We start from the raw sequence: 12,991 nt of genomic DNA, 5'->3' as shown, positions 1-12,991 counted from the left end.
GCTCAGTCCTTCGCGAACATGCTGAGCATGCGCCGGGTCACGGCGAAGCCGCCGAAGATGTTGATGGACGCCAGCAGCACCGCCACGAAGGACAGCACCGTCACCGCGGTGTGCGCGTGCCCGATCTGCAGCAGCGCGCCGACCACGATGATCCCGGAGATCGCGTTGGTCACCGACATCAGCGGGGTGTGCAGGGCGTGGTGGACATGGCCGATCACGTAGTAGCCGATGACGATCGCCAGCACGAAGACCGTCAGATTGCCGATCAGCTGCTCGGGCGCGAAGGCCGTCACCAGGAACAGCACCGCGGCGCCCAGGCCCACCAGCGCGTACGTACGGCCGGGCGAGGCCGCCTTGCGGGGCGCGGGGGCGGGCGCGGCCGGGGCCGCGGGGGCGGCCGGCGCGGCCGACACCTGGACCGGTGGCGGCGGCCAGGTTTTCGCACCGTCCCGCACCACCGTGACCGAGCGCTGCACCACGTCGTCGAAGTCCAGCGTCAGCTGCCCGTCCTTGGCCGGGGTCAGCAGCTTGAGAAGATTCACCAGGTTGGTGCCGTACAGCTGCGAGGCCTGGGCCGGCAGCCGGGACGCCAGATCGGTGTAGCCGATGATCGACACCTGGTTGGCGGTGACGACCACCTCGCCGGCGACCGTGCCCGCCACATTGCCGCCCTGCGCCGCGGCCATGTCCACGATCACGCTGCCCGGCCGCATGCTCGCCACCATCTCCTCGGTGATCAGCAGCGGGGCGGCCCTGCCCGGGATCAGGGCGGTGGTGATGATGATGTCCACCTCGGGGGCCTGCTCCACGTACAGCGCGGCGGCGCGGGCGCTGTAGTCGTCCGACATCTCCTTGGCGTAACCGGTCGCGCTCACCTCCACCTCGGCCGACTCCACCGACAGGTATTCCCCACCCAGCGACCTGACCTGGTCGGCGACCTCAGGGCGCGGGTCCGTCGCCCGGACGATCGCCCCCAGGCTGCCGGCCGCGCCGATCGCGGCGAGGCCGGCCACCCCGGCGCCCACGACCAGCACCTTGGCCGGCGGCACCTTGCCGGCCGCGGTGACCTGGCCGGTGAAGAACCGTCCGAAGGTGTGCGCCGCCTCCACGACCGCGCGGTAACCGGCGATGTTGGCCATCGAACTGAGCACATCGAGGGACTGCGCGCGGGAGATCCGCGGCACCGCGTCCATCGCGAGCGCCGTCACCGGCCGCCGCGCGAGCGCGTCGAGCAGGTCGGGGTTGTGCGCGGGGCCGAGCAGCGAGATCAGTGTCGAACCGTCGGACAGCAGCGCGATCTCCTCAGCGGAGGGCGCGTTGACCGCCAGGACGACATCGGCTCCCCACACCTCGGGCCGGCTCCCGGTCTCGGCGCCGGCTTCCCGGTAGGCCTCGTCGGACAGGCTCGCGCCCAGTCCCGCGCCGGCCTCCACCACCACCCGATAGCCGAGGCCACGCAGCTGGGCGACCGTCAGGGCGGTGGCCGCCACCCGCGTCTCCCCGGCCCGTGACTCGGCGACGACGCCCACTCGTTGCCCTGACTGACTCATCAATGGGTCCTCTCTGGTCGGCGGTCCGCCTCGGATGAGGCAATGACTACCGGGAAGGTAGCCGCAGTTCGCCGGGGCGTGCGCCGGTGAAACCGGCACAGTCCCCGCGCCGCCGTTCCCGGCAGGCCGAAAACCACCTGCGTGGCCCGCATCGTCCCTGCTAGCGTCCGCGGTATGAGACGCCGAGGACAGACGACGACGCCGGAGTACGTCCCGGCGCGCTGACCGATGTCCGTAAGCGAAGCCCCGGGGCGGGTGCCCCGGGGCTTCGCCGTGTGGTCACCCGCCTCCGCCGTCCGCGAGGAGACCCACGATGCACGACCACCGCAGGCTCGGCCGCGAGCTGTCCCTGTTCGACACCGACCCGCTGATCGGCGCGGGCCTGCCCTACTGGCTGCCTGCCGGCGCGGCGGTGCGGCACGCGCTGGAGGAGTACATCCGCGAGGCGGAGCGCCGGGCCGGCTACCGCCATGTGTACTCACCCGCGCTGGCCAAGCGGGAGCTGTACGAGGTGTCGGGGCACTGGTCCCACTACAGCGACGACATGTTCCCGCCGATGGACCTCGGCGGCGAGCAGTTCGTCCTGCGGCCCAGCCTGTGCCCGCACCACGCGCTGATCTACCGCCGCCGCGCCCACAGCTACCGCGAACTCCCGCTGCGGATCGCCGAACTCGGCGGGATGTACCGCTCCGAGCTGTCCGGGGTGCTCGGCGGCCTGACCCGGGTGCGGGCGATCCAGCTCAACGACGCCCATATCTTCTGCACCCTCGACCAGGTCGCCGACGAGGCCCGGGCGGCGCTGGCGATGATCGGGCGCGCCTGTGCGGCGCTGGGGATCGTGCCCGTGCGGTACCGCCTGTCGCTGGCGGGGCCCGGCGGGAAGTACGTCGGCGGCGCGGACAGCTGGCGGCGGGCCGCCGCCCTGCTCACCGACGCGCTGGACGCGTCCGGCCTGGCGTACGAGGCGCAGGAGGGCGAGGCCGCCTTCTACGGACCCAAGATCGACGTCCAGGTCGCCGACGCCGCCGGGCGGGAGAGCACCCTGTCCACCGTCCAGGTCGACTTCCACCAGCCCGAGCAGTTCGGCCTGGAATACGTCGGCGCCGACGGCGGGAAGCACCGTCCGGTGATGGTGCACCGCAGCATCGTCGGCAGCGTGGAGCGCGCGGTCGCCCACCTGGTCGAGCAGCACGGCGGCGCCTTCCCCGGCTGGCTCGCCCCCGTCCAGCTGGTCCTGCTGCCGCTCACCGAGGACGAGGTGCCGTACGCCGCCGCGCTGCTGGAACGCTGCCTCGGCCGCGGCCTGCGCGCCGAGATCGCCCACCCGGCGCAGGGCACCCTCGGCGCCCGGGTCAGGGCCGCGCGCCTGGCCCCCTACCAGGGCGTGATCGGCCCCCGCGAGGCCGCCGCCGGCGACCTGGCCCTGCGGCTGCGCGACGGGCGCAGGCCGGGGCCGCTGCCGGCCGCGGCGGCGGTGGAGCGCATCGCGGCCCTGGTACGCGCCCACAGCGCCGAGCTGTGGGACGACCAGGGCCGGGAGGGGTAAGGCGCGGGCGCGGCCCCCGGGTGAGGCCGGCCGTCAGCCCGGGGCGTCGCCGTGGAGCGCCACGGCCCGGAGCGCCGTGCGCCGCGGGCCCCCGCCGGCACCTGCCTGGACATCACCCGCCTGCGCGCCCGCGTACGACACCGGCCGCGCCGCCGCCGACCGCCCCGGGTGGCTGCCCGCGGGCCAGCACAGCTGACCGCCCGGCCCCGGCCCCGGGGCCGGGGCCGCAGGCCGTCAGCTGTGCTTGGCGGCGACCTCGAAGAGGAAGAAGAGGTAGGCCGCGAGCAGATGCGCGACCACCACGTAGACCAGCACCCGGGTGATCACCCCGCGCTGCTTGCGCTTCTCGGTGCCGTTGGTGGTCGGGACGACGGCCGGGGCGAGCGGTCGGGGGTCGTGCGGGGCGCTGTCGGCGGTCATGTCCGGTCTCCTCGTGGGGTGACGGTACGGTGCGCCGCGGTCCGCGCGGCGGCGGTACGGGGCGGCGCGCCGACGCACAGCGCGGACGTCTCGCTCTGCATCAGCGTGTGCACGAACAGCACATCGGCTCCCGCGCTCCCGGCGGCGGCCAGCTGGTGCGGCACCAGCGAGTCGAAGTGCGCGGAGTCCCCGGGGGCGAGGGAGTGGGTGCGCTCGCCGAGGGTCAGGTCGAGCGTGCCGCCGGTGACGTACAGCCACTCCTCGCCGGGGTGCACCCGCACCAGGGCTCGCTGCGACCCGGGCGGGATGTGCAGCCGCAGCGCCTGCATGGCCCGGCCGGTGCCGCCGGCCCGCCAGTACGTCCAGCCGCCGGCGGGTACCGCGGCCGCGTCGCCGCCGCGTACGATGGGGTCGGGTTCGCCCGCGGTCTCGCCGAGCAGGTCCGAGACGGTGGTCCCGTACATCCGGGCGAGTCCGAGCAGCACCGGGAGCGAGGGCTGACGCAGCCCGGACTCCAGCCGCGACAGATGTGCCGCGGACAGCCCGGCCCGGCTCGCCGCGTTCTCCAGCGTCAGCCCGGCCGCCCGCCGCAGCTCCCGCAGCTGCGGGGCCAGGACCAGGTCGTCGCCGGAGGCCTCGGGGGGCTGGTGGTCGGTGGCTGCCATGACTCCATGGAACAGCAGTGCATGCCTGAGGGGCAAAAGTTTTGCCCCAGAGGCAAATCATGCCGACCCGGCGCCGGCCGGGCGACGCGCACCGGCTGTGCGGCCGTGTTGCTGTTCCGGCAAGGAGGTTTGCCGCCGGGGTCCGCACCTGCCGATCATCGCGGCATGGAGGCAGATGATATGACGAACCCCCACCCGCAGATCCACCCGCATGCCGCGCCCGCCCGCCCCGAGGGGCGCTACGAGGTCGTGGTCGTCGGCGGCGGAGCCGCGGGCCTGGCCGGGGCGTCGACCCTGGCCCGCGCCCGCCGCTCGGTCCTGGTGATCGACGCGGGACACCCGCGCAACGCCCCCGCGGCCGGTGTCCACACCTATCTGGCCCGCGAGGGCACGCCGCCCGCCGACCTGCTCGCCGCCGGGCGCGCCGAGGTCGCCGGCTACGGCGGTGGGATCCGCCCGGGCACCGTCGCATCGGCCGAGCGCCGCCCCGAGGGGGACTTCCGCGTCACCCTGGCCGACGGCGCCGCCGTACTGGCCGACCGGCTGCTGGTCACCACGGGCCTGACCGACGACCTGCCCGCCGTCCCGGGTCTCGCCGACGGGTGGGGCCGCTACGTGCTGCACTGCCCGTACTGCCACGGCTGGGAGGTGCGCGACCGGGCCGTCGGCATCCTGGGCACCGGACCCTTCGCGGTCCACCAGGCGCTGCTGTGGCGGCAGTGGAGCGACCGGATCACCCTCTTCCTGCACACCGCGCCCGAGCCGGACGCCGAGGCGTACGAGCAGCTGGCCGCCCGCGGCATCGCGGTCGTCGGCGGCGAGGTCGCCCGGCTGGCCGCCGACGGCGGCCGGCTCACCGGGGTGGAGCTGGCCGGCGGCCGGCGGATCCCCTGCGACGCCATGGCGGTCGCCCCGCGCTTCACCGCCAACAGCGGCGTCCTGGAGGGACTCGGCCTCGAAGCCGAGGAGCAGGAGATGGGCGGCCACGTGATGGGCACCCGCATCCCCGCGGACCCGGTCGGCGCCACCGCCGTGCCCGGTGTGTGGGTGGCCGGCAATGTCGCCAGTCTGGCCGAGCAGGTGATCGGCGCGGCCGCCGCCGGAGTACGCGCGGGCGCGGCCATCAACGCCGACCTGGTCGCCGCCGACACCCGGCGCGCGGTGGCGGCCGCCCGTACGGCGCGCGCGGGCGCCGGCGCCCTCGGCGGCCCTGCCGCCGCTCACAGCCCCAGGTAGGACAGCAGCTCGCGGGCGGCCGGGCTGTGCCGGCCGTCCGAGGGCAGCGCGACCGAGACCTCCCAGTTCTGGTCCTGCCGCCCCTTGAGCGGCACCACCGCCAGCGGCGCGGCCTGCTCCTTGCGGGAGATCGGCTGCGGCACCACCGCGATGCCGAGCCCGTGCCGCACCATGTCGATCAGGGTGTGCACGTCGTAGACCTCGACGCCGATCCGGCGCGGGGTGCCGCTCGCCGCGAAGGCGCGGTCGGTCAGCCGCCTGGCGCCCCAGTCCTGGTGCCAGTCCACGAACGTCTCGTCCGCCAGCTGGCCCCATTCCGCGTACGGTTCGCCCGCCAGCCGGTGCCCGGGGCCGCACAGCAGCACCATCGGCTCGCTGGTCAGCGGCAGCAGCCGCACCCCGTCGGGCGGCGGCCCCGGCAGTGTGACGAAGGCGAGGTCGAGCCGCCCGTCGGCGACGTCCTGCGCCATCACCGCCGACCCCGCCTGCCGCAGCCGCACCTCCACATTTCCGTGCTCGGCGCGGAAGCGGGCCAGCAGCGCGCCCACGTCGACGTTGACGCACTGCTCGGTGCCCACCGCCAGGCTGCCGCGCAGCAGCCCCTGCACCGCCGCGACGGCGTCCCCCGCCGCCCGCGCGGCGGCCAGCGTACGGGTCGCCTCGGCCAGCAGCGCCCGGCCCGCGCCGGTCAGTTCGACGCTGCGGGTGGTCCGGGTGAAGAGGGCGGCGCCCAGCTCCCGCTCCAGCGCGCGCACCGACGCCGACAGCCCCGACTGGGACACCACCATCCGCTGCGCGGCCCGGGTGAAGTGCCGCTCCTCGGCGACGGCGACGAAGTACTCGAGTTGCCGCAGTTCCATGATTGAGAAACCTAGTCGATGAATCCATCCGCTTTCTTCTATTGGACGGTTCACCCGGTCGGGGCCAGCATGGGTCACGGCCGTACGGCCACCACCGGGCCGCCTTCGAAGGAGCACCACCGTGGAGTACCGCAATCTCGGCCGCAGCGGATGCAGCGTCTCCGCGCTGTGCCTGGGCACCATGACCTTCGGCGCCGAGTCCGACGAGAAGACCGCGTTCGCCCAGCTCGACCGCTTCGTGGAGGCCGGCGGCACCTTCATCGACACCGCCGACGTCTACAGCGCGGGACGCTCGGAGGAGATCATCGGCCGCTGGCTCGCCGACCGCCCGGCCGATGTCACCGACCAGGTGGTGATCGCCACCAAGGGCCGCTTCCCGATGGGCGCGGGACCCAACGACGCCGGGCTGTCCCGGCGGCACCTCGACCGCGCGCTCACCGCCTCGCTGCGCAGGCTCGGCGTCGACTCCGTCGACCTGTACCAGGTGCACTCCTGGGACCCGCTGACCCCGGTCGAGGAGACCCTGCGCTTCCTCGACGACGCGGTCCGCCAGGGCCGTATCCACTACGTGGGCCTGTCGAACTACACCGGCTGGCAGCTCCAGAAGGCCGTCGACACCGCCGACTTCCGCGGCCTGAGCCGCCCGGTCACGCTGCAGCCGCAGTACAGCCTGCTCAGCCGGGAGATCGAGTGGGAGATCACCCCGGCCTGCCAGTCCGAGGGCCTGGGCCTGCTGCCCTGGAGCCCGCTCGGCGGCGGCTGGCTCACCGGCAAGTACCGCCGCGACGAGCGCCCCACCGGCGCCACCCGGCTCGGCGAGGATCCCGGGCGCGGGGTGGAGGCGTACGAGCGGCGGGCCGCCGTGCAGCGGACCTGGGACGTCGTGGACGCGGTGCAGTCGGTCGCCGAGGAGGCCGGGGCCACGATGGCGCAGGTTGCGCTGGCCTGGCTGCTCGACCGTCCGGCGGTCACCTCGGTCATCCTCGGCGCCCGCACCGTCGAGCAGCTCGACGACAACCTCGGCTCCTCGGACCTGCGGCTGACTCCCGGGCAGACGGCCCGCCTCGACCGCGCCAGCGACCCGGGCGCCGCCGACTACCCCTACGGCGTCCCCGGAGTGGACCAGCGCAGCCGCCGCATCGGGGGCGGTCGCTGACCGGCCCCGCGTGACCCCCGGCGGCAGCGCGGCGCCGGGGGGCGTGCGCCGTGCGGCACGCGCCGGGCGGACGCTTCCGCACGCCGCTTACCGCGATGCGGCCGAACCGGATTGAATGGGGTCATACCGGCTGTCAGCAGGGAGCCCCCGATGACCGACCGCCCCACCGCCGACATGGTCTTCGACGCGCCCTTCACCGACCGCTCGGCCTGGGCGGTCGGCCGCAGCTCCGCCTATCCCGGGGACGGGCGCAATCCCGGTGACAACAAGCTCGACCGGATCGGCCCCGACTGCGGCCCCACCGCTGACGGGGTCTTCGCCGCCCGCCGCGCCCGCGGCGGCACCTGGCATGCCGCACTGGTCTCCACCGAATACGCCCCCGGCGGCTTCGAACTGCTGCCGGGCGACGAGCTGACCGCCACCTGCGTCGTCCACGACGTCCAGGGCGCCTGGCCCGCGCTGTGGACCTGGGGGCGCGACACCGGCGGCCGGTCGCAGCCCGGGCACGGCGAGATCGACGCCTTCGAATACCACCCCACGAACCCCGGCCTGCTGGAACTGACCAACCACGTCCGCCCGGCCGCCTGTTACGCCGAGGACGCCGTCACCGCGGGCCGTCCGTTCGCGCTGCGGGTGGTCTTCGGCATGGCGAGCGTCGAGTGGTACGCCGACGAGCGGCTGCTCTTCGCCGACCGGCGCGGGGTCGGCCCGCACTGGCGCGCCTGGCCGATCGTCTGCGTCAGCGTGGCCGCGGGCCGCTACGGCCATCTGCCCCCGCTGCCCGGCACCGACGAGCTGGAGTGGCAGTGCACGGCGCTGACCGTGCGCCGCCCGGTCACCGCAGTCACCGCAGTCACCGGAACAGTTTCGGATCACCCGGCATGATCACGCGCGGGCCGGGCAGGTGCAGCCATGACACCCTTGCGGGACAGGGGTCCTGTGCTTGTGAGTTTGCATGAATTCCCGCGAATCGGATGAATCGGAGTCGGTGCGATGACCGGGCGGCAGCCGGCGGACACGGATCAGGGTGCGACCAGTGGGGCGAGCATGAGCGACGGTACGACCACGAGCAGCGCCGATGTCGTGCGCGGCGCTCCCTGCTGGGTCAGCCTGACGGCGCGGGACCTTGCCGCCGCGGAGAAGTTCTACGGCACGGTGCTCGGCTGGGAGTTCCGCTCGACGACGCTCGGCGAGCGCTTCGCCGTCGCGGTGACCGACGGCCGCCCGATCGCCACGATCGGCGCGGTCGCCGGCGACATGCAGGTCGCGGTGGGCTGGACCCCGTTCTTCGCGGTCGCCCAGGCCGACGAGGCGACCGCCAGGATCCGGGAGCGCAGCGCCACTGTGGCCCTCGGCCCGGTGTCCTTCGCCTCCGGGCGCGCGGTGCTCGCCGCCGACCGCGACGGAGCGGTCTTCGGCGTCTGGGAGGGCCGGCTGCCCGGCGGCTGGCAGTCCTGGCACGACCGCGGCCCGGTGGTCGTACGCCTGCGCACCAGGGACGCCTTCGAGGCGGCCATCTTCTACGGCGGCGTCCTGCAATGGGCCGAAGAGGGTGAGGGCTGCTGCACCGTCTCCTACGAGGAGGACCGGGCCGAGGTCGTCGTCCGCAGCTGCGGTGACGCGGTGGCCCGGATCTCCTCCGGCGCGATCGAGGCGGCCCCCGACCCGGCGATCCGCCCGCACTGGGCGGTGCATTTCGCGGTCGACGATGTGGACGTACGCGTCGAGGCCGCCCGCTCGCTGGGCGGCACGGTGATCGCCACCGGGACGGCGGGTCCGGCCGGCGCGTGGGCCGATCTGCGCGACCCGGACGGCGGGCTGTTCACGGTGTTCTCCCGGCAGCCGCGTCCGGCGCGATCGCCCGCCTGACGCGGTCCGCCACCCCGGCGGCCCGGAGCGGGCGGGGCGTACGCCGCGAGGCGGGCGGCGGCGGTGGGTCCGGCAGCAGCTGGGCGTCTATCAGCGCGTCCAGCTGGTCCTTGAACCGCTGATTGGGTCCCGGCGTCGTGTTTCCCGGGTCCGTGCCTCCCGGACGTGCGCCTCCCGGGGCTGTGTCCTGCGCCGACATGACCAAGCGTGGCGGATCCGCCATGGCCTGCCCTCCTGACGTACCGGATGACGACTGGGCTCAGAATATACACGAACGGTCGTGCTAAAAGCTGGCCGCGCCATACCGGCGTTGCCCGGCTCCCGGGGGTCAGGCGCGGTCGGCCGGCAGCAGCGCGGGGTCGGTCGCCGTGTCCCGCAGCCGGTTCAGGATGCCCCTGGCCGCCATCCGGTAGCAGGCGTCGTCACCGTGCAGCACCGACTCCCCGTTGGCCATCTCCATCAGCGCGCAGATCTCGAAGACCAGCTGCGCCCGGTCGGCGTCCTGCCGCGCCTCGCCCGCCTGCTGCGCCTCCCGCAGGGTCTGCTCCAGGAAGGAGGACCAGTTCCTGCGGGCCGCCGCGATCGTGTCGTGCAGCCTGCCGGGGCGCGCGTCGTACTCGGCGGCGGCCGAGTAGAAGAAGCAGCCGCCGGGGAAGACCCGGGTCTGCGAATAGGCCAGCCAGCCGTCGCACAGCCGCCACAGCCGGTCCATGCCGTGCGGCAGTCCGTGCGCCGGGTGCACCACGTGTTCGAGGAAGATCCTGATGGCGGTGCGTACGGTCGCCAGTTGCAGGTCCTCCTTCGAGCCGAACAGCGCGAAGACCCCGCTCTTGCTGAGCCCCAGGTCGCCGGCGAGCCGCCCGACCGTCAGCCCGTCGAGGCCCTCGACCGACGCGACCGAGACGGCGCGCTCCAGCACCAGCCGCCGGGTCTCGTTCCCGCGCGCGACCCGGCCGTCCACGCGGGCGCCGCTCCTCGTGGCCGCCACTGGAACCTCCGCCGTGTCGCGCCGCCTGTCACCGAATCCGCCGCGCTCCAGCGTACGCGAGCCGGTGCACGACCGTGCGGTCAGTGAGGCGGCGCGGGCCGGCGGCGGCGGCGGCCCGCGGCCGTGCTCAGCAGATCCGCGGCAGCTGCTCACCCACCGGCAGGTCGACGACCCGGGTGCCGCCGAGGCCGGTACGGGCCACGACCATGCCCGGGTGGTCCGCGACCGCCGCACCGATCACCCGCGCCCGCGCGCCGAGCGGATGCGCGCGCATCGCCGCGAGGACGGCGTCCGCGTGCTCGCGGGGCACGAAGGCGACGAGCTTGCCCTCGTTGGCGACGTACATCGGGTCGAGCCCGAGGATCGCGCAGGCGTTGGCGACGGCCGGCGGCACCGGGACGCTGCGCTCCTGGATGACGACACCGACCCGGGCGGCGGCGGCGATCTCGTTGAGCGCGGCGGCCAGGCCGCCCCTGGTGGGATCGCGCAGCACGTGCAGATCGGGGGTGACCGCGAGCATCGCGTCCACCAGCCCGCCCAGGGCCGCGCAGTCGCTCTCGATGTCCACGCCGAATTCCAGGCCCTCGCGCACACTCATGACGGCGACACCGTGCGCGCCGATCTCACCGCTGACGATCACCACGTCACCGGGCACGACCCGCTGCGGACGCAGGTCCACCCCGGCCGGGATCAGCCCGATGCCTGCGGTGTTCACGTAGACGCCGTCGCCGTGCCCGGCCTCGACGACCTTGGTGTCGCCGGTGGCCACCTCGACGCCCGCGACCCGCGCCGCCGCGCCGATCGCCTCGGCGACCCGGGCCACCACCGGCATCTCCACGCCCTCCTCCAGGATGAAGGCGCACGACAGATACGCGGCCCTGGCGCCGCTCATGGCCAGGTCGTTGACGGTGCCGTTGACCGCCAGGTCACCGATGCTCCCGCCGGGGAAGAACAGCGGGCGGACCACGTAGGAGTCGGTGGAGAAGGCCAGCCGCGTCCCGCCGAGCGTGACGGCCGCCGCGTCGCCGAGCTGCGCCAGCACCTCACCGCCGAAGGCCGGCGCGAAGATGTGCTCGACGAGTTCCGCGGACAGCGCACCGCCGCCGCCGTGGCCCATCACCACCCGCGGCTGGTCGCGCAGCGGCGCGGGGCACGTCCACGACAGCATGTCCACAGGGGCCGCGCCCGCGGGCGCAGGAAGGGTCTCAGACAACGGGGCTCGCCTCCAGGCGCGGGGCGGCGACATCGAGCCGCCGGTAGAGGTAGTAGGCGGCGCACGCGCCCTCGCTCGACACCATCGTGGCGCCCAGCGGGGTGCGCGGGGTGCACACGGACCCGAACGCCTCGCACTCGTGCGGCTTGAGCAGGCCCTGCAGCACCTCGCCGGCCCGGCAGGCGGCGGGCTCCAGGGTGGTGATGCCGGCGACCGAGAAGCGGTGCTCCGCGTCGAAGTCGCGGTAGCGCGCGGAGAGTTGCCATCCGCTGTCGGGGATCACCCCGATGCCCCGCCACGCCCGGTCGGTCACCTCGAAGACGTCGTCGAGCATCGCGCGGGCGGCCGGGTTCCCCTCGTCGAGCACCGCCCGCCGGTAGGCGTTCTCCACCGCGTGCTCACCGCGCTCCAGTTGCAGGACCGTACGCCGTACGCCCTCCAGGATGTCCAGCGGCTCGAATCCGGTCACCACGATCGGGACCCGGTACCGCTCGGCCAGCGCCGGGTATTCGCCGGTGCCCATCACGCTGCACACGTGCCCGGCGGCGAGGAACGCCTGCACCCGGCAGGCGGGGGAGCGCATGATCGCCTCGATCGCCGGGGGCACCCGCACGTGCGAGACCAGCAGGCTGAAGTTGCGGATGCCGAGCCTGCGCGCCTGGTAGACCGTCATCGCGTTGGGCGGGGCGGTGGTCTCGAAGCCGATGCCGAAGAAGACCACCTGCCGGTCCGGGTTCTGCCGCGCGATGCGCAGCGCGTCGAGCGGTGAGTACACCACCCGCACGTCGCCGCCCTCGCTGCGCACCCCGAACAGGTCGCGGCCGGTGCCGGGGACCCGCAGCATGTCACCGAAGGAGCAGAAGATCACCCCGGGCCGCGAGGCGATCTCCAGCGCCTTGTCGATCACTTCGAGCGGGGTCACGCACACCGGGCAGCCGGGGCCGTGGATCAGCTCCACCTCGTCGGGCAGCAACTGGTCGATGCCGTGCCTGATGATGGTGTGGGTCTGGCCTCCGCACACCTCCATCAGCGCCCACGGCCTGGTCACCGCTGCGTGGATGCTGTCCAGCAGCCGCCGCGCCAGCTCGGGGTCCTGGAATTCGTCGATGTACTTCACCGCCCCGCCTCCCGCGGTCCGCCCAGGCCGTCGAGGTGGTCGAAGGCGGCGCCGCCCGCCTGCGTCGCGGCCTCCCAGGGGTCGCCGAACTCCTCCTGGAGCATGCCGAGTTCGGCGAAGAGGTCGAGGGTGCGGCGGGCCGACTCCTCGTCGAGGCGCTGCAGGGCGAACCCCACGTGCACGATGGCGTACTCACCGACCCTGAGGTCCGGCAGGTACTCCAGGCACACCTCCTTGACGACACCGCCGAAGTCGACGCTGGCCATCGTGGTGCCGTCCCGTTCCTCGATCTCCAGCACTTTGCCGGGTACCGCCAGGCACATGGGTCCTCCTCGCTGTGGGGGGCGATCCTTCGGTCATCGGGGCGCGGG

At 74.1% G+C, this 12,991-nt stretch carries 13 protein-coding genes; 5 read left to right on the top strand and 8 right to left on the bottom strand.

All coding sequences use genetic code 11. The annotated features are described in order from the left end of the window. Positions 1-2 precede the first annotated feature (2 nt). The gene (locus OHA86_RS00700; RefSeq protein ID WP_329171465.1) at positions 3-1,550 is read right to left on the bottom strand and encodes a Re/Si-specific NAD(P)(+) transhydrogenase subunit alpha; all 1,548 of its coding nucleotides are present in this window, start codon (positions 1,548-1,550) and stop codon (positions 3-5) included. A 313-nt stretch (positions 1,551-1,863) separates the two neighbouring features. Between OHA86_RS00700 and thrS the strand changes: the two genes are divergently transcribed. Then, positions 1,864-3,096, top strand: coding sequence for a threonine--tRNA ligase (gene thrS / locus OHA86_RS00695; RefSeq protein WP_329171463.1), 1,233 nt, complete (start codon positions 1,864-1,866; stop codon positions 3,094-3,096). Positions 3,097-3,330: 234 nt separating this feature from the next. Here thrS and OHA86_RS00690 read toward each other — a convergent pair whose 3' ends face one another. Both OHA86_RS00690 and OHA86_RS00685 read right to left on the bottom strand, forming a co-directional pair. Continuing rightward, complete coding sequence (locus tag OHA86_RS00690; protein ID WP_329171461.1) at positions 3,331-3,516, bottom strand: DUF6126 family protein; 186 nt, start codon at positions 3,514-3,516, stop codon at positions 3,331-3,333. Beyond that, positions 3,513-4,181 (bottom strand): helix-turn-helix domain-containing protein, encoded by a 669-nt coding sequence (locus tag OHA86_RS00685; protein ID WP_329171460.1) that lies wholly within the window; start codon positions 4,179-4,181, stop codon positions 3,513-3,515. Before OHA86_RS00685 ends, OHA86_RS00690 begins: the two co-directional genes overlap by 4 nt. Before the next feature lie 180 nt (positions 4,182-4,361). Between OHA86_RS00685 and OHA86_RS00680 the strand changes: the two genes are divergently transcribed. After that, positions 4,362-5,417 (top strand): NAD(P)/FAD-dependent oxidoreductase, encoded by a 1,056-nt coding sequence (locus tag OHA86_RS00680; protein WP_329182137.1) that lies wholly within the window; start codon positions 4,362-4,364, stop codon positions 5,415-5,417. Here the strand turns inward: OHA86_RS00680 and OHA86_RS00675 are convergent. Then, complete coding sequence (locus OHA86_RS00675; protein ID WP_329171458.1) at positions 5,402-6,277, bottom strand: LysR family transcriptional regulator; 876 nt, start codon at positions 6,275-6,277, stop codon at positions 5,402-5,404. The two genes, OHA86_RS00680 and OHA86_RS00675, sit on opposite strands and share 16 nt — an antisense overlap. Positions 6,278-6,398: 121 nt before the next feature. On the opposite strand from OHA86_RS00675, the gene OHA86_RS00670 reads away from it, so the two are divergent. The 3 genes from OHA86_RS00670 (at position 6,399) to OHA86_RS00660 (ending at position 9,302) form a co-directional block, all read left to right on the top strand. Continuing rightward, entirely contained in the window at positions 6,399-7,433 is a 1,035-nt protein-coding gene (locus tag OHA86_RS00670; RefSeq protein WP_329171457.1) for an aldo/keto reductase, read from the top strand. 150 nt (positions 7,434-7,583) lie between these two features. Then, entirely contained in the window at positions 7,584-8,318 is a 735-nt protein-coding gene (locus tag OHA86_RS00665) for a beta-glucanase (protein WP_329171455.1), read from the top strand. Between the two features lie 162 nt (positions 8,319-8,480). Beyond that, the gene (locus OHA86_RS00660) at positions 8,481-9,302 is read left to right on the top strand and encodes a VOC family protein (RefSeq protein ID WP_329171453.1); all 822 of its coding nucleotides are present in this window, start codon (positions 8,481-8,483) and stop codon (positions 9,300-9,302) included. Between the two features lie 328 nt (positions 9,303-9,630). Here the strand turns inward: OHA86_RS00660 and OHA86_RS00655 are convergent, their stop codons facing one another. From OHA86_RS00655 to OHA86_RS00640, 4 genes are all read right to left on the bottom strand, one after another. Next, complete coding sequence (locus tag OHA86_RS00655; RefSeq protein WP_329171451.1) at positions 9,631-10,290, bottom strand: TetR/AcrR family transcriptional regulator; 660 nt, start codon at positions 10,288-10,290, stop codon at positions 9,631-9,633. A 127-nt stretch (positions 10,291-10,417) separates the two neighbouring features. Next, positions 10,418-11,458 carry a hydrogenase expression/formation protein HypE gene (hypE, locus tag OHA86_RS00650; protein ID WP_329182136.1) on the bottom strand — a complete coding sequence of 347 codons (1,041 nt, stop codon included), beginning with the start codon at positions 11,456-11,458 and terminating at the stop codon, positions 10,418-10,420. 37 nt (positions 11,459-11,495) lie between these two features. After that, complete coding sequence (hypD, locus tag OHA86_RS00645) at positions 11,496-12,620, bottom strand: hydrogenase formation protein HypD (protein ID WP_329171448.1); 1,125 nt, start codon at positions 12,618-12,620, stop codon at positions 11,496-11,498. After that, the gene (locus OHA86_RS00640; RefSeq protein ID WP_329171446.1) at positions 12,617-12,943 is read right to left on the bottom strand and encodes a HypC/HybG/HupF family hydrogenase formation chaperone; all 327 of its coding nucleotides are present in this window, start codon (positions 12,941-12,943) and stop codon (positions 12,617-12,619) included. The genes hypD and OHA86_RS00640 overlap by 4 nt, the downstream gene beginning before the upstream one ends. Between the last annotated feature and the right edge of the window lie 48 nt (positions 12,944-12,991).

Origin of the sequence: Streptomyces sp. NBC_01477 (genome assembly GCF_036227245.1) — a bacterium.
Taxonomy (GTDB): Bacteria; Actinomycetota; Actinomycetes; order Streptomycetales; family Streptomycetaceae; genus Actinacidiphila.
Note: the sequence above shows the minus strand (reverse complement) of the source record. Positions and strands in the feature narration are given on the sequence as shown.

Bases quoted from the DNA above. Each gene is read 5' to 3' on its own strand.
- OHA86_RS00700 (WP_329171465.1), bottom strand. From the start codon at position 1,550: ATGAGTCAGTCAGGGCAACGAGTGGGCGTCGTCGCCGAGTCACGGGCC.
- thrS (WP_329171463.1), top strand. From the start codon at position 1,864: ATGCACGACCACCGCAGGCTCGGCCGCGAGCTGTCCCTGTTCGACACC.
- OHA86_RS00690 (WP_329171461.1), bottom strand. From the start codon at position 3,516: ATGACCGCCGACAGCGCCCCGCACGACCCCCGACCGCTCGCCCCGGCC.
- OHA86_RS00685 (WP_329171460.1), bottom strand. From the start codon at position 4,181: ATGGCAGCCACCGACCACCAGCCCCCCGAGGCCTCCGGCGACGACCTG.
- OHA86_RS00680 (WP_329182137.1), top strand. From the start codon at position 4,362: ATGACGAACCCCCACCCGCAGATCCACCCGCATGCCGCGCCCGCCCGC.
- OHA86_RS00675 (WP_329171458.1), bottom strand. From the start codon at position 6,277: ATGGAACTGCGGCAACTCGAGTACTTCGTCGCCGTCGCCGAGGAGCGG.
- OHA86_RS00665 (WP_329171455.1), top strand. From the start codon at position 7,584: ATGACCGACCGCCCCACCGCCGACATGGTCTTCGACGCGCCCTTCACC.
- OHA86_RS00660 (WP_329171453.1), top strand. From the start codon at position 8,481: ATGAGCGACGGTACGACCACGAGCAGCGCCGATGTCGTGCGCGGCGCT.
- hypE (WP_329182136.1), bottom strand. From the start codon at position 11,458: ATGCTGTCGTGGACGTGCCCCGCGCCGCTGCGCGACCAGCCGCGGGTG.
- OHA86_RS00640 (WP_329171446.1), bottom strand. From the start codon at position 12,943: ATGTGCCTGGCGGTACCCGGCAAAGTGCTGGAGATCGAGGAACGGGAC.